Origin of the sequence: Desertibacillus haloalkaliphilus (assembly GCF_019039105.1) — a bacterium.
In the GTDB taxonomy this organism is placed as follows: Bacteria; Bacillota; Bacilli; order Bacillales; family KJ1-10-99; genus Desertibacillus; species Desertibacillus haloalkaliphilus.
Window position 1 is genome coordinate 158,315 of sequence record NZ_JAHPIV010000008.1, and the last position, 15,421, is coordinate 173,735.

The window sequence follows — 15,421 nt, forward strand, 5'->3', positions numbered from 1 at the left end:
GTTTTCCCCCTTCCCCTTAAGACGTCACTTTCTCAATGATGGTTTCTAATTGTAGTCCACGTGATGCTTTGAATAGAATCACTGTATTTTCATCTAACAAGCTTTCGATCATTGGTATCGCTTCTTCCTTTGTTTGATAAGAGTTTATATCCATTGTATGGCTGTTTTCTTTGCGTAATTCATCAGCAATCCATTGCCCTCTGTCTCCAATCGTAATGACAGCCGTAATCGGATCAGAAATCGAAGCAGCTACCGAACGATGCAGGTCTTCTTCATCATTTCCTAATTCGTACATATCTCCTAAGACAACGACTTTGTTCATATAATTATTAAGTGACTTAATCGTCTCAACAGCTGCGATCATCGACGTCGGGCTCGCATTGTAGGCATCATTGACGATTAACGCGTTACGCTTCCCTTTTAATGTTTGCAAGCGCATCGTCGTTATCGCTAGTTCCTCAAGTCCTGCTTGGATCGTCTGATCATCAATCGCTAGATCTCTAGCAAGCGCAATCGCAAATGTAGTATTTTTGACATTGTGCTTACCTAACAACGGCACCATAAATGAAGACGTTTCATTGGCTAGCTTGAATACGTAGCCCTTTTCATTACCATTGACTGACGTGATCCTAACATCATTACGCTCACCATACCCACAACAAACGGTTTTTGGAGTCAAATATGGAGTCAGTAATGGTTCATCACCATCAACGATCACCTTACCACCTGAATTTAATCCATCGACGATTTCCATCTTTGCTTTCGCTATTCCTTCTCTACTACCAAGCTGTTCAATATGAGACTCACCGATATTGGTCACAACGGCATAGTTTGGTTTGGCAAGTTTACTTAAAAATGAGATCTCACCAAAACCGCTCATACCCATCTCTAAAATAAGCAATTCTGTTTCTCGTGGCATATCCAAAATCGTTAATGGCAGTCCGATATGGTTATTAAAATTCCCTTCCGTTTTATGGGTTTGGTATGATTTTGACACAACGCTTTCGATGATATCTTTTGTCGTCGTTTTTCCGTTGCTCCCTGTCACACCCACAACGATTGGCTTTATATCTTGTACGTAGAGCTCTGCCAATTGCTGAAGTGCCTGTAGCGTATCTTTTACAAAATAGATATGCACATGAGATGGTAAATCGTCTGGGAGTGGATGCCCTTCCTGCCAAAGGGTTGCTGACGCGCCATTTTTGATCGCATCCTCTAAAAAGTCATGACCATCAAAACGTTCCCCGACGATTGGAACAAATAATCCATTCTCCAACGATACACGACTGTCAATGGTAACCTGATCATATCCAGTCCCATCATGATCATCTATGTGTTTTGTTTTAAGGCAAATTTGTTTGATCAGTGAACTAGTTACTTTCATATGTTTCCCCTCTCAATCACCGCTCTGGCCACTTCGCGATCATCAAAGTCATAGCTTTGGGTGCCAACAATTTGATAGGTTTCATGTCCTTTCCCGGCAATCACCACAACATCGTCTTTTCGTGCCTCGCGAGTGGCATATTCAATCGCTTTTTTTCGGTCCATTTCCACGAGATAATTTCTTCCAGTAACACCTGCTTCCATATCGGCTAAAATCGCCTTTGGATCTTCTGTTCGCGGATTATCAGACGTAAAGATGGCAACATCCGCCAAATCTACGGCGATTTCTGCCATTTTTGGACGCTTCGAGCGATCTCGATCACCACCACAGCCAACCACAACATAAACTCTACCTTTTGCAAATTCTTTCACCGTTGAAAGGACGTTTTCTAAACTATCAGCCGTATGGGCGTAGTCCACAATAACGGTATAGGACTGACCTGCATCAACGACTTCAAATCTTCCAGCAACACCTTCCACTTCCTCTAGGCTTGCTTTAATTTGTGATAAGCGAATCCCACTCGCCAAGCCAGCAGCAGTAGCTGCGAGTACGTTATAGACACTGAATGTACCAATTAATTTTAACTGGACTTGAACGGATTCACTAAATGCACTAATCGTAAAACGAGTACCATTTGCGGTCATCTTGATATCTGTGGCCATCACATCACTTTTCGTATCAAAACCATAGCTAATCACATGGGCAGCTGTCATTTTTTCGAGCTCTTTTGAGGCAGGGTCATCTTGATTTAAAACCGCTATTTTCTTTTGATCCCCAAACGTATTTCCTAGTTGAGCAAAAAGTAAGCCTTTAGCATGCAAGTACGCTTCCATCGTTCCATGATAATCGAGGTGATCGGGACTCAAGTTTGTAAAAATCGCTACATTAAAATCACAACCTCTAACTCTCCCTAAGTGAAGAGCATGTGAAGAAACTTCCATCACCGCAGTATCAACATTTTTGTCAACCATCTGACGAAATGTTTTCTGTAGAGGTAACGACTCAGGCGTAGTATTTACAGCTTCCGTCGTCTCTTCACCAATTTTCGTGTACATTGTACCGATTAAGCCTGTTCTTTGACCTGCATCACTGAAAATTTTCTCTATTAAATGGGTGATGGTCGTCTTCCCATTCGTTCCGGTCACGCCAATCAGGTTCAATTTCTTTGTCGGGTGGTCAAAAAACACATTAGCAATAATTGCCATCGAACGTTTTGTATCCTTAACCAGGATCACGGGTACCGAAGTTTCAACAGCTCTTTCGGCAAGAACCGCGACCGCCCCCGCATCAACTGCTTGAGAAACGAAGTCGTGCCCATCAACGGTATATCCATCGATACAAATAAACAAACTGCCTTCCGTTACCTCACGTGAATCCATTTCTATCGATGTTATGAGTGGATTATCGGAACCTATCTTTTCATAATGAACGAATGATTTTAGTAATTCATTTAATTCAACCATGTATATAACCTCACAATCTCAACTTGTAGAATCCTTTTTGCTAGAAGTACCTTAGACTAGATCAAGCTCACCCTACTACTGATTGTTCTCAATTAGAAAAAGATTCTTGATCTACCCTAACCAGTGAACATTCCACTAACCATTCGCTAGTCACACTAGTTTTATGTCGTATGCTTACATGTTTTTATCACTTTTATGTATATTAGGATTTATGACCAAACTTGCAAAAGGAAAAAGTGAATGAGAAAGCCAAGGTATAAAACACTTGGCTCTTCATACACATAGCACCATTTTAATCGTATCATTCGTTTTTGTCACCCATATAAATACGAATTGTTGAACCTGCTTCTACTTTTATCCCAGGTTCCGGAGCCTGAGCAAGGACGGTTTCTCCTTCACCAGATGCATTGACATTGAGTTCATAATACGATTCATTGAGATCACGTTTCGTTCTACCAATTAAATCTGGCACCTCTACAAGTGGCTCATCATTCCAGTCAAGTTCCTTTTCTATTTGATCCGTACGTTTCTCAACCCCTAAAGCCCGAAGACTATCACCGATGACATTGCCAACAATTGGTGCAGCTACAACCCCACCAAATTGCATCGTGTCTTTTGGATTATCAATCGCAACATAGACAACGATTTCAGGATCATCGGCTGGGGCAAAGCCAATAAAAGAAACAATGTGATTATTCTTTAGGTATTGACCGTCTTTGGCCTTTTGTGCAGTACCTGTCTTTCCCCCGACACGATAGCCATCAACATAGGCACCTTTTCCAGTCCCTAGTGCGACGACGTGTTCTAATGCATGTCGAACTTCTTTTGATGTTTCTTCTGAGATGATTTGTTCTTTCATGATCGGTGTTTGACTATCTACCACTTTTCCCGTTTCAGGATCAACCCATTCTTTTGCTATAAATGGTTGATATAAGTACCCTCCGTTAATCGCTGCTGAAACGGCTGTCACTTGTTGAAGCGGTGTAACTGAAACTCCTTGACCAAATGCGGTCGTCGCTTGCTCTAGAGGGCCAACCCGATCGCGATCAAATAAAATCCCTTTCCCTTCACCTTGAAGGTCAATCCCTGTTTTCTCTCCAAAGCCAAAGCCTTCAATGTAATCAAATAAACGATCTTTTCCTAAACGTTCACCTAATGTAACAAAACCAGGGTTACAGGAGTTTTGTACGACCTCTAAAAATGTTTGCTCACCATGTCCACCTTTTTTCCAACATCGCAGACGATGTCCAGAGACTTCAATAAATCCCGGATCATTAAACGTATCTTTTTCTAAGTCAACTTCACCTTCTTCAATCGCCGCTGCTAACGTGATAATCTTAAACGTCGACCCCGGTTCATATTGACTCCAAACCGGCTTATTTTGATTATACACTTCAGGTGGGACCTCTTGGAAATTTTCAGGATTAAAATGTGGTCGACTCGACATCCCAAGGATTTCACCGGTATTCGGGTTCATCGCAATTCCAATCGCCCCATCTGGATTATACTGTGCTTCAGCAATGTCTAGCTCTCGTTCAAGGATGGTTTGCACTCTAGTATCGACCGTTAACCTTAAATTTAATCCATCAACCGGGGGGGTATACTCATCTGCTAAATCAGGCATCCGTTGCCCTTTTGCATCTGAAAAGAAGGACACATGGCCATCTTCCCCGTTAAGCCGTTCGTCATAATAGAGTTCGAGTCCCGTTAACCCTTGATTATCAATACCTGCGAACCCAAGCACATGAGAAAGGTACTTTCCATTCGGATAATGACGTAAGCTATCTTCGGCAATATAAACCCCATCAATATCGAGGGCCCGAACTTCACTCGCCTTTTGTTTATCAATTTTTCTACCTTCCGGATTAATGCGGACAATCGATTCCTGTTTTGTCAAAAATTCATAGGCTCTTTCCCGATCCATATTAAGGGTTACTGCCAATTTTTCAGCTGCTTCAGATGGGTTTGTCACTTGCCTTGGGACGACAAGAACAGAAGGCGCACTGACATTTGTCGCTAACACTGTGTCATTTCGGTCCAGAATTTCACCTCTCTTTGCCTCAAACGGAATATTACGGCTCCAAGAGTCTTCCGCTTGATCCGTTAACCAATCTCCAAGGGCAAACTGCACATAACCGAGCCGGATGGCAATAATGGTAAACACAAGGAGACCAACCAATAAAACGAAAATTAGCCGTTTACGTACCGTCACATTAGATACTCGCACTGCATGTACCTCCAATTTACTTGCTAATGCCTTCTATCATCAGCTAGAATAGCTTGTTTCACTATATGCTTGTACGTAAACGTTTAGAACCTGAGAGCCTCTCGAATCGTCCGTGCTTATTAGCCTTTCAGTGCTCATAACCACTAGGGTGGGTTTTATTCTATTATTGGTAGTTGATCTTCATCATCTAAAGATTCCTCGATCACCTCATTTGGCTTTCGTAGCTCAACAGCAAGGTAATCACGAATTTGGATCTCGCTACCTGGAGCTATGCTTTGATCGACAACGAACCCTGAACCGACTAGATTCGGTTGCAGCTCCATCACTTGTGAAAATTTCATCACATCGCGTAGTGACCACCCTTCAAGGTCTGGCATCTCCCACCGTTGCCCATCGGAGCGCAGAATTACTCTTTCACCTGCAAATACATGTGAGCCAACAAGTGGCATTTGATCTTCAACGGCCGAGCCAGTTCCGACGACCGTAACATCCACACCTTCTGCTTCTAACTCCTCTTTTACAGACGCAATCGGCTGCCCTTGATAATCCTCGATTAAGACCCCTTCTTCAGCTTTTTCTTCAATCTCTTCTATGGTTGGTGTGATATTTAAATATTGTAAACTGTGCTTCATCACACTGTTAAACACATTTGAAACAGGTGCTGAACCTACTTCAGTTGGCTCCAACTTCGGACGATCTACAGCAACATAGACGACAACTTGTGGGTCATCTTTTGGTGCCATACCAATAAACGAAAAGATATTTTGATTTCCACCTGATAGATAACCACCTTCAGGATCTGGAATTTGTGCAGTACCTGTCTTACCTGCTACTTCAAAACCTTCGATGTAGTATGGTTTCCCGGTACCAGCAGGGGATGTGACAACCGTTTCTAAAATATCCCGAACCTCAGCTGCTGTTTGCTCTGAGATTGGCTCTCCAGCCACCTCTGCTTCTGTTTCACGCACAACTGTTCCTGTTTCAGGGTTAACAATTCGGTCAATCACATACGGCTTCATCATTTTGCCACCATTGGCAACTGCTGTTGCCGCTTGAATTTGCTGAATGGGCGTAACAGCTGTCGCTTGTCCAATCGCAGTCGTTGCCGCATCAATCGGATACTGGTTGGCAATTAGCCCTGTTGCTTCATTCGGTAAGTCAATCCCTGTCGGCTCTGTGAATCCAAAGCGTTCAATGTATTCGTAAAAGGCTTCACGACCGAGGTCTTCCATCACAAGTTTTGAGAAGGCAACATTCGATGACCGCTGCACGCCTTCATTATACGTAATTTCACCCCAGCCTCGACCATAGTTATGATCGGATATATATCTGTCAAACACTTGGTAACTTCCTGATTGGAACGTATCCTCACCGTTATATACTCCTTCTTCTATCGCCGCTGCTAGCGTAAATACTTTAAATGTAGATCCCGGCTCAAATCGGTCGGACACAGCATAATTCGTATAATTAGTGATCTGTTCATAAAGATTCGGATTGAAACTAGGACGATTACTCATCGCTAATATTTCACCTGATTTCGGATCTGCGACAATCGCAATCATTCGCTCTGGTTCATACTGCTCTTCAACCTGAGTCATCGTTTGCTCAAGTGCCGTCTGAATATTCGAGTCAAGAGTTAAATATACATCATAGCCATGCTTTGGCTCCTGAATCGTCTCATTTGGGCTTGGCAACCTTACCCCTGTACGATCACTTTGATAGCGAACAAACCCATCTTCAGGAACGAGAAAATCATTCAAGCTACTTTCTAATCCCATTCTCGCATTCCCCATATCACGATCGGTATAACCAAGAACATGAGAGGCATAGGTTTGCTTAGGATAATAGCGACGTGGCTCTTTTCGAAATAAGATTCCAGGCAACTCGAGTGTTTCAACCTCCTCTTTCTTCTCAAAGCTTAAATGCTTCGCACGGACCCCAAATTCTACTTGAAATCGTTCATTAGCGATTCCTGCCTCCAAACGCTGTTCAAGTTCGTCAACAGGTATATCTAGTACAGGCCCCAACTCTTCAGCTGTTCGACGCGGGTCCCTAACTGAATTTGGATAGCTTTCATCTAGAACCGCATATACGGTATAGGAACTGATCTCCTGAGCAAGGGTTCCTCCATTTCGATCAAAAATCGTTCCTCTTCTTCCTTCTAGCACCGTCTCTCTCGTCCATCGTTCTTCCGCCAATGCTTGTAAATCTTGCCCATGAGCTTCTTTTGTTACTTGAAGATAGACAATACGACCAAACAAACCGGAAAATAACAACAGAAAGAAAGCTAACAACAAAATCGCTCGGTAGTTAAATGCGACATTTCGTTTCTCCTCCACAAGTTTTCACATCCATCCTTATCAATTCAATTTACCTATTTTATTATACTAACTCTATGATCTGTTATATAGCCCCTGAACGTTCATAGCACTATTTTTTTCTGTTAAGACTAGCGAAAAAACTAGTCCGAATTCGGACTAGTTTTGAATTACCCGCACCTTATTATCATCAAGGGTCATGCCTAACTCTTCAGTAGCAATATGTAAAATTCGATCTGGAGCACTTAATTCAATCACTTGTAGCTGCAGGCCATCATTGACATTTGCTTGCTGTGAGATGGAACGCTCTAATGAATGAATATCTTTATTAACAGCGTAAATCGTCGCGAAGTTTGTAACCATAATTGAAACAAGTACAACAACTCCCACAAGCAACATCGACCATAGTACTTTTTCTCCTCTAGTAATCGTCATTTTCCCAGTCTTGCGAACTTGCCTCTTAACCTGCTTTTGTTCAGTCCTTTGCTGTTGTTGAATGTCACGTGCAAGATTCCCCATCATTATACCCCCTTATTGTTTTTCAGCAATACGCAACTTAGATGAGCGTGCTCGTTTATTTCCTTTTACTTCTTCTTCGCTAGGTATGATTGGCTTTCTAGTAACCACTTTTAATTCAGGTTCATATCCTTCTGGTATGACCGGTAATCCTGGAGGTAAATCCGGCCCTTTACTGGCTTCTTTAAACATATCCTTACAGATCCGATCCTCTAAGGAGTGAAACGTAATTACACACACCCTACCTCCATGGTTTAACATCGAAATCGTGTCCTCAAGCGCCTCCTCAAAGGCAGTAAGTTCATCATTCACTGCAATCCGAATCGCTTGGAACGTTCGTTTTGCAGGGTGACCTCCTGTCCTTCTTGCTGGGGCTGGGATCGCTTCCTTAATGAGCTCTACCAATTCACCTGTCGTTTCAATGGCTTTCTTCTCTCGGGCGTTTTCAATTTTCCTTGCAATCTGTTTTGCAAATTTCTCTTCCCCATAACGATAAATTGTTTTCACTAACCGGGAATACTCCCACTCATTCACAACCTTGTAAGCCGTCAACTCTGAGCTTTGATCCATACGCATATCAAGTGGAGCATCTTGGTGATAACTAAAGCCCCTTTCCGCTTCATCAAGCTGAGGTGATGACACACCGAGGTCAAACAACACCCCATCTACCGATAAAACCCCTCGTTCTTCTAGCTCTTGACGAAGAAAACGAAAATTACTTTTAATGAGGGTGAATCTCCCCTCATAATGATTCAACTTCTCTCTAGCGTTGGCAAGGGCTACATCATCTTGATCAAAAGCATAGAGGTGCCCCCCCTCTGTAAGTTTTGATAAAATCAACTCACTATGACCTGCACCACCTAATGTACAATCAACATAGATGCCACCTGGCTTTATTTGTAACCCGTTGACGGATTCTTCCTTCAGAACCGTTACGTGATCGAACATATTTCCACCTTCTTTTCTGTTAAACTTTGCTGTCTTACTTACCAAACATGTACACATTTGTCAGTGAAGGCCTCCTCGGGGCGGAGCCCCACCTTCTTATCCTTGTTTGAAGCGTTACTCTGTACCTACAAATCAAAATCAACAATATTTTCGGCAATCTCTGAAAAGGATTCTTCCGCTTCAGCAAAGTATTTCTCCCAGATCGCTTTACTCCAGATTTCCACCCGATTAGAAACACCAATCACTACACACTCTTTCTTCAGATCCGCATAATGACGAAGGGGGGATACAATGGTTACTCTCCCCTGTTTATCTAATTCGCATTCTGTCGCACCCGAGAAGAAAAATCGAGTAAAGGCTCTGGCATCCTTTTTTGTAAACGGCAAGTCCTTTAACTTCGCTTCAAGCTTTTGCCATTCTTCATAGGGATACACAAATAAACTATGGTCGAGTCCCCGCGTCATCACAAAGGTCTCACCAAGAGCTTGACGGAATTTCGCCGGGATAATGATTCGTCCCTTCTCATCTATATTGTGTTGATACTCCCCCATGAACATAGGCTGGTCCATCCTCTCCACAATCTACCTTTAATTTACCACACCCCTCCACTTTGTACCACTTCACTTTTAAATTTCTCTAATTTCAAAAAAAATCCTGCTCATAAGAGCAGGATTTTAAAAATAGTCCTTTCGGCTATTTTAATTCAACTTTTTAGACATATATGACCTTATGTGAATGAGTTTGCGGAAAGTCGACACGACTCATCCTAGTCAAAAAGTCTGATCCATATAGATTTAAAAAATAAAAAATATTCCAGATGCGTTCTTGCGGAGCCCCACCAAGGGGTGATAAATGGCGTTCTACATGATCGTAACGCCGCAATTCAACCTCATACCCTTCACGAATTCTCTCTTCCATTTTCTGTTCTAAGAAACGAACTTCCGAATGAATTTTTTGTCCATTTTTCTCCGATAAAGCTGCTAAGCCAGGATCGATGTCCGTCGCGAGCGAACGTAATCTTTCATGCGCCTGCTCCACTTGAGCGATGACATCATTAGCAACAGTAGAGACATCCCACTGTCTCTGCTCACGATACCAGCGTTCCTTCTCCGCTTGAAGACTTTCTTGTAAGACCGTTTCAAGCGCCAAACCTTTTTTTTCGAGCCATTTTCCACTTTCACGATCAACAATGGTTATATTCATTCGCGGGATTAATGGAGGCATCGTGTAATGAAAGGAATGAAAAACTTGTTTCAACGTGGCCCAATATGCAATTTCACCCGGACCAGCCACAAAAGCTAATACTGGTAAAACCATTTCTTGCATCAGTGGTCTTGTCACAACATTGTTACTTAAGCGCTGAGGTTCTTTTTCTGCAATCTCTAACAGTTCAACCTGCGAAAACCTTACAGCTTCATTTTTCGAAAAATAATAAGTACCTTCAGCATCTCGTTTTAGCAGCTGTCGCTGACCATCATGTAAATAAAATAAATTCGCCTGATCATTTGCAAGTTCAATCGGTGTCCCGTACCCCATTGCTTGTAATTTCTCTGCTTGCGCTAAAAAACTCGTCTGAATCTGCTCATTTTGTTCAATCATTTGCTTAAAATGAGGAGATTCAATCGTACGCAACTGTTCATCCCCTGAGTCAATCAGCACAAGGTTCGTATCCTTGAATAACCAACGAATAACTTCCGCAAAGAAATGGACATACGTGGACGAACGTTCAATCAGCTCTTCAAGTTTAAGAAGTATTTCCTTTGTAGATTTCGTTTCACCGAAATAACGAAACAAATCTGTTACCCACTCCTGCACAAGTGATTGATCCATATGAATGGTAGAAGCTGGGGCTTTGTTCGTTGCTTGCGGAATAACATGTTTCTTTAGCTGATCACCTTTTGTGACAAATAGATGATTAATTTCATCAAAATCGTGATCCTCTCCCGCAATCCAAAAAAGCGGAACAACCGGAACACCAAGCTTTTGCTCTTGTTTATGTGCTACATTTAGAATCGTCAACACTTTATGAATGGTATATAGTGGTCCAGTCAAGATGCCTGCTTGCTGCCCCCCAACGACAGCAACACTCTTTTCATCTGCTAGCTTATCAACTTCTGTTAGTGCGCCTTCGTGGTATAAGAACTGCTTATTATACATTTTCAAGTGAGAAACCAAACGTTTACGCTCATATGACCTCGCCTGTAGATCGTGATAACGTTTGGCAAGACACTCATCACTAAAACCATAATCAAAAAAACGAGTGACGTTCTGTTGATTTATGTAATCATTAGCTACCTTCGTTTTTGGTGAAAGCTCTACATCTTTCACAATCATAGATAAACGCCCCTTCATTGGTGATGGTTTCAACCGACTGTCATTATAGCAAAGATTACAAAAACAACCAACAACTTTGCTCGCTAGTTTTCATATAATCCCCACCGCACTAATCACTAGCCCATACACACTTAGACAGACATAGCCAATTGCAAATAAAAGGAAGTTAAATCGCCAAATCCCACGAATGAGGCGTACCATATGGATATCATCAGATAACTTCCAATGCAGCAGCGTAAAAACAATCGCCACCATTAGTATGATAATCATAAGTAACCAAAGAAACGACTGCCCCCACAGTTCATACATAATAAAATAGACAGCACATATTAAAAACAGAGTAGAAACATCCGATGCTACCCGGATCGCCTTCGATTTCTTTCGGGTTAATTTAACCGTAAATAGATAAACGAGATACCAGCCAAACAGCGGCAAGGTAATCACCGTCGCCATCAACCAAGCTAAGGCACTACTCAACGTTCCTCCCCCCTTGCCTCTTTTTGTTTAGATTCGAGCCCTTTGATACTATCATAAACAAAGCGAGTATACGGAACAGTCAGACCTCGGTCATCAGCCTGTTTCACCAGATAACCCGTAATCGCATCAACTTCAGTCTTACGGTTCAATTCAATGTCTCGTAACATTGAGGACCGGTTTGTAGATGTTTGCTCACAAACCGCACACACCTGTTCCCAAAGGTCGATTTGTTCAATCCCTAATACGCTTATAGCCTCTTTATACAAACGGTACATATTTGTTTTCATCGAAGTGTTTGTCATCAACTGCCCGTTATTCACACGATAAAGGGCGGTAAGTGGGTTGATCACAGCATTGACAACCAACTTTTGCTTCATGATCATCTCCCAATCAGACTGAATCATAGTCGAAAAACCAACCTCTGTTAATTGAGTGAAGAGCTCGCGATCTCGTTTACGCTCTTGACGGTAGATACCAACCTTCAGACACCCAGCACCAGTATGAATAACCTCATGCTCTGATGTTTTCAAGGCGCCATGCTCTACAATACCAAGGTAAACCTTACATTCACTAAGCGCTTCTACAATTGAAAGATGTGACATCCCATTTTGTAAAAAAACTAGAGCACCAACTTTTCGGGTAAGTTTCTCCACTTCTTCTCTATGTTCCGCCAACTGATATTGTTTCAATGCAATAAAAACGATCTCCTCTGCCTCTACTGCATCAGCAGAAAAAGGCACTGCACGCACGTCATGCGTCGTTGTCATTTGCCAAACCGAACGACGGATACCGACACCTGAAATCCGCTCCGCTTGTTCAGCTCTTTTCGTATATACCGTTACCCGGTGACCACAATCATCTAAGTAGCTGGCGATCAATAATCCTATTGCACCCGCACCAATTACTCCAATTTTCAAAACTTCTCATCCCCTACACAGTTTCATTTAAACAAAAACATACCATACTTACGAAAACTTGGCGAGCACCGATCATTCACCTCTATATTTGTTCATACTTAACTAATACATTTTTCGTGGTTTGCTTTAAACGGATATATGTAAAAATGACTGTCAATTTTCTACGTTGACTTGCTCGTACGCGGCTCACGCAAGAAAAGTATACCCTCCACTACTCCAAGCTACGCCGCCTTGAACCTCTTTTTGAATACGCACTTTTAGTAAAGATTTCTTATAATTTTTTAATTTCTGTTTATCTTTGATATATTTTTGTAGTAAAATAAATACTAGAATGACAAGTTTCGAGAGGAGGAACAGTAATGGACAGCATCAAAGTTGAACGATTACTGATTAATTTTAAAACATTAGAAGACTTTCAGGATTTCCGTGAATACGGGATCCAAGAGCTATCAATGAAAGAGGACCTCGAAGGAAACATTATTGAAAACGATAGCGAATCGCCCTTTTATGGGATTTACTTCGGCAATAAGCTTGTTGCTAGAATGAGTTTGTATTTAATAGAAGGGAAATTCGATCGTTATTTTGAGCCACGACAAGATTACCTAGAGCTTTGGAAACTAGAAGTACTTGAACCATATCGAAGCAAAGGGTTTGGAACAGCACTTGTAAATCATGCAAAATCATTTAATTTACCTATAAAAACAAACGCAAGGCAACGTTCTTCTCACTTTTGGGAGAAAATGGGCTTTGAAGCAATTACTTATCAAGAACAGCGCGACCGCGGTGAAAACCCATACGTCTGGTTCCCCGAAGGTGTAAAGGAGCAAAAAAAGGACTAACAAACGCTTAAACCCAAAATGAATCTAGAAATCCCCTATCTCTTCACATAACTGTAGATAGGGGATTTTCTATATCTTCTTGCACTTCAACGCTTAACACGTTCTTGTTTGCTAGGAGCTTCATCGATAATCGCCATCTTACGCGCCCGTTCCATAATACCAATCAAAGCTTTATAGTCTTCGTTTATCACTTCATTGTCCTTCTCTAACCCATGTAAACGCGCTTTTAACTCATCATTTTCGCGCTGAAGCGCTTCAACCTGTTTACGAAGCTCGTTATTTTCGTTGATCGTATACAGCTCATGTCCTGCTTCATCCCTTTGGGTTTGCAAAAATGAAATAACATCATCAAACGTTAACTCACGATTCGTTGAGGGTCCTTTGCTCACCTCTTTTTCTTCGGAACTCGTTTGTTCGAGATCAATTCCACTCGCTTCAACCTTATCGTAAACATTCGTTTCAGCTGCCGCTTCGACGGCATGTAGTTGTGATTGGTCATCTACTAACTCTCGCTGCGCTTTCTTACGCTGCTTCTTTGCTAGAGATATCGCAGCTTCGTATTTTTTCCGAATTGCTGAGTTCCAACGAAACCCACAAGCGGCAGCCGTACGTGACAAGCGTTCCCCCACTTCTTCAAACGCCGCTAACTGGGTACTACCTTCTCGGATATGACGCAAAACAACTTCTGCTAGGATAAGATCCTCATCACTGCTCCATGCATCTTGACGAACCATAGACATACAATCCCTCCAATACGTCTTTTGTCTATCCATATGCATATGGTAGATAAGATAGACTTCACTTCTATTAAAGGATTATGTCCTAGTTTTTGTACTTCTATTCGAAAATGCAATCAAATATAGGATGCTCACTTACTAGCTGTTGATTTATTCAAGAAACGTTCGACCGCCTCATGATGCTCATCCGATGCCCACAAGGTAGAACAATGATCAATTTCTTTATAAAAACGCTCTTTCACTTCCGCTTTATCATACGAGTCTGTAAAGCGTTTTTTATAGGCTTGTAGAACCGCTACACTTTGTCTCGTATACGGGCGTAGGTACGATTCAACATCCGCTCTAAAGTCATCACCAGAAACGACATGCTGCACGAAACCGGTTTCATTTGCATGCTGAGCTGTCATCACCTTACACGTCATTAACAACTCCATAGCAACCGTTGCAGGTAAGCGTTCATAAAGCAACGTTGAACCGCCCCACCCAGTTGTAATCCCCAGCGTCCCTTGAACAAATCCAATTTTCGCTGTACTAGCAGCCACACGAAAGTCACACGCCGTCGCAAGCTCACAGCCCCCACCAACAGCTGTACCATTTATCGCAGCAACGGTCGGTTTCGGAAAGAAAAATAATCGATACAAGACCTTCCCCATCTTTGATAACATCGGAAATGCCTGCTTTTTTGTATAAAGGTCTTGGAAAAGAGCTACATCCCCACCAGAACAAAATGCTTCATTGCCTTGTCCGGTAATCACGAGCACCTTATCGTCCTGATTGTCTTCAACCTCATCTAATACCTGATCTAATTCTTCCATCACATCATAATCGACTGCATTTCGTTTATAGGGTCGATTCAATGTCACCCAAACAAGTCCATGATTACGTTCTACAACTACTTTCGACAAAATCTCCCTCTCCCTTCATAAACATGTACGTTTTTTATTATAGTAGTTACATAGAGGTCGTTTGAATACAAAAAACATCGCTTACAGCCAGACTGGATATAAAAATAAGCAAGGAGTTGTCCTCCTTGCTTACATCTTAAATCGCTTCACCTTACTTGTTCAATACATCTTGGCCTTTGTATGAACCGCATTCTTTACATACACGGTGAGCAAGTTTTAATTCTCCACACTCAGGGCACTTTACCATACCTGGTACTTCTAATTTATAGTGAGTACGGCGCTTATTTTTGCGAGTTTTTGAAGTCTTTCTAAAAGGTACTGCCATCATTCCCACCTCCTTACAGGATATTAAATAT

General features: G+C 42.0%; 14 protein-coding genes. 1 reads left to right on the forward strand and 13 read right to left on the reverse strand.

Annotation, left to right across the window (positions count from 1 at the left end; translation table 11 throughout):
- Positions 1-16 precede the first annotated feature (16 nt).
- The 10 genes from KH400_RS10880 to KH400_RS10925 form a co-directional block, all read right to left on the reverse strand.
- Entirely contained in the window at positions 17-1,384 is a 1,368-nt protein-coding gene (locus KH400_RS10880; RefSeq protein WP_217224572.1) for a UDP-N-acetylmuramoyl-tripeptide--D-alanyl-D-alanine ligase, read from the reverse strand.
- Positions 1,381-2,847, reverse strand: a complete 1,467-nt coding sequence (locus tag KH400_RS10885; protein ID WP_217224573.1) for a UDP-N-acetylmuramoyl-L-alanyl-D-glutamate--2,6-diaminopimelate ligase — start codon at positions 2,845-2,847, stop codon at positions 1,381-1,383. The genes KH400_RS10880 and KH400_RS10885 overlap by 4 nt, the downstream gene beginning before the upstream one ends.
- 301 nt (positions 2,848-3,148) lie before the next feature.
- Positions 3,149-5,074, reverse strand: a complete 1,926-nt coding sequence (locus KH400_RS10890; protein ID WP_217224575.1) for a stage V sporulation protein D — start codon at positions 5,072-5,074, stop codon at positions 3,149-3,151.
- 155 nt (positions 5,075-5,229) lie between these two features.
- Entirely contained in the window at positions 5,230-7,413 is a 2,184-nt protein-coding gene (locus KH400_RS10895) for a penicillin-binding protein (protein WP_217224576.1), read from the reverse strand.
- A gap of 138 nt (positions 7,414-7,551) precedes the next feature.
- The gene (gene ftsL, locus KH400_RS10900; protein WP_246589505.1) at positions 7,552-7,914 is read right to left on the reverse strand and encodes a cell division protein FtsL; all 363 of its coding nucleotides are present in this window, start codon (positions 7,912-7,914) and stop codon (positions 7,552-7,554) included.
- A 9-nt stretch (positions 7,915-7,923) separates the two neighbouring features.
- A complete protein-coding gene (gene rsmH, locus KH400_RS10905) occupies positions 7,924-8,856 on the reverse strand; it encodes a 16S rRNA (cytosine(1402)-N(4))-methyltransferase RsmH (RefSeq protein WP_217224645.1) in 933 nt (310 codons plus the stop codon).
- A 125-nt stretch (positions 8,857-8,981) separates the two neighbouring features.
- Positions 8,982-9,413 carry a division/cell wall cluster transcriptional repressor MraZ gene (mraZ, locus tag KH400_RS10910; RefSeq protein WP_217224578.1) on the reverse strand — a complete coding sequence of 144 codons (432 nt, stop codon included), beginning with the start codon at positions 9,411-9,413 and terminating at the stop codon, positions 8,982-8,984.
- A gap of 154 nt (positions 9,414-9,567) precedes the next feature.
- Positions 9,568-11,190 (reverse strand): bacillithiol biosynthesis cysteine-adding enzyme BshC, encoded by a 1,623-nt coding sequence (bshC, locus tag KH400_RS10915; protein WP_217224580.1) that lies wholly within the window; start codon positions 11,188-11,190, stop codon positions 9,568-9,570.
- 90 nt (positions 11,191-11,280) lie between these two features.
- The gene (locus tag KH400_RS10920; RefSeq protein WP_217224582.1) at positions 11,281-11,667 is read right to left on the reverse strand and encodes a DUF3397 domain-containing protein; all 387 of its coding nucleotides are present in this window, start codon (positions 11,665-11,667) and stop codon (positions 11,281-11,283) included.
- Positions 11,664-12,584: a 2-dehydropantoate 2-reductase gene (locus KH400_RS10925; protein WP_217224584.1), complete on the reverse strand. Its 921-nt coding sequence runs from the start codon at positions 12,582-12,584 to the stop codon at positions 11,664-11,666. The genes KH400_RS10920 and KH400_RS10925 overlap by 4 nt, the downstream gene beginning before the upstream one ends.
- Positions 12,585-12,943: 359 nt before the next feature.
- Here KH400_RS10925 and KH400_RS10930 point away from each other — a divergent pair, with 359 nt between their 5' ends.
- Positions 12,944-13,423, forward strand: a complete 480-nt coding sequence (locus KH400_RS10930; RefSeq protein WP_217224585.1) for an N-acetyltransferase — start codon at positions 12,944-12,946, stop codon at positions 13,421-13,423.
- Positions 13,424-13,509: 86 nt separating this feature from the next.
- Here KH400_RS10930 and KH400_RS10935 read toward each other — a convergent pair whose 3' ends face one another.
- The 3 genes from KH400_RS10935 to rpmF all read right to left on the reverse strand — a co-directional run bounded on the left by KH400_RS10935 (position 13,510) and on the right by rpmF (position 15,390).
- Positions 13,510-14,163 (reverse strand): RsfA family transcriptional regulator, encoded by a 654-nt coding sequence (locus KH400_RS10935; protein WP_217224586.1) that lies wholly within the window; start codon positions 14,161-14,163, stop codon positions 13,510-13,512.
- A 128-nt stretch (positions 14,164-14,291) separates the two neighbouring features.
- Complete coding sequence (locus KH400_RS10940) at positions 14,292-15,065, reverse strand: enoyl-CoA hydratase/isomerase family protein (protein ID WP_217224587.1); 774 nt, start codon at positions 15,063-15,065, stop codon at positions 14,292-14,294.
- A gap of 151 nt (positions 15,066-15,216) precedes the next feature.
- Positions 15,217-15,390, reverse strand: coding sequence for a 50S ribosomal protein L32 (rpmF, locus tag KH400_RS10945; RefSeq protein ID WP_217224647.1), 174 nt, complete (start codon positions 15,388-15,390; stop codon positions 15,217-15,219).
- Positions 15,391-15,421 lie beyond the last annotated feature (31 nt).

Coding starts and splice junctions, on each gene's coding strand:
- ftsL (WP_246589505.1), bottom strand. CDS start 7,914: ATGATGGGGAATCTTGCACGTGACATTCAACAACAGCAAAGGACTGAA.
- KH400_RS10885 (WP_217224573.1), bottom strand. CDS start 2,847: ATGGTTGAATTAAATGAATTACTAAAATCATTCGTTCATTATGAAAAG.
- mraZ (WP_217224578.1), bottom strand. CDS start 9,413: ATGTTCATGGGGGAGTATCAACACAATATAGATGAGAAGGGACGAATC.
- rsmH (WP_217224645.1), bottom strand. CDS start 8,856: ATGTTCGATCACGTAACGGTTCTGAAGGAAGAATCCGTCAACGGGTTA.
- bshC (WP_217224580.1), bottom strand. CDS start 11,190: ATGATTGTGAAAGATGTAGAGCTTTCACCAAAAACGAAGGTAGCTAAT.
- KH400_RS10880 (WP_217224572.1), bottom strand. CDS start 1,384: ATGAAAGTAACTAGTTCACTGATCAAACAAATTTGCCTTAAAACAAAA.
- rpmF (WP_217224647.1), bottom strand. CDS start 15,390: ATGGCAGTACCTTTTAGAAAGACTTCAAAAACTCGCAAAAATAAGCGC.
- KH400_RS10935 (WP_217224586.1), bottom strand. CDS start 14,163: ATGTCTATGGTTCGTCAAGATGCATGGAGCAGTGATGAGGATCTTATC.
- KH400_RS10930 (WP_217224585.1), top strand. CDS start 12,944: ATGGACAGCATCAAAGTTGAACGATTACTGATTAATTTTAAAACATTA.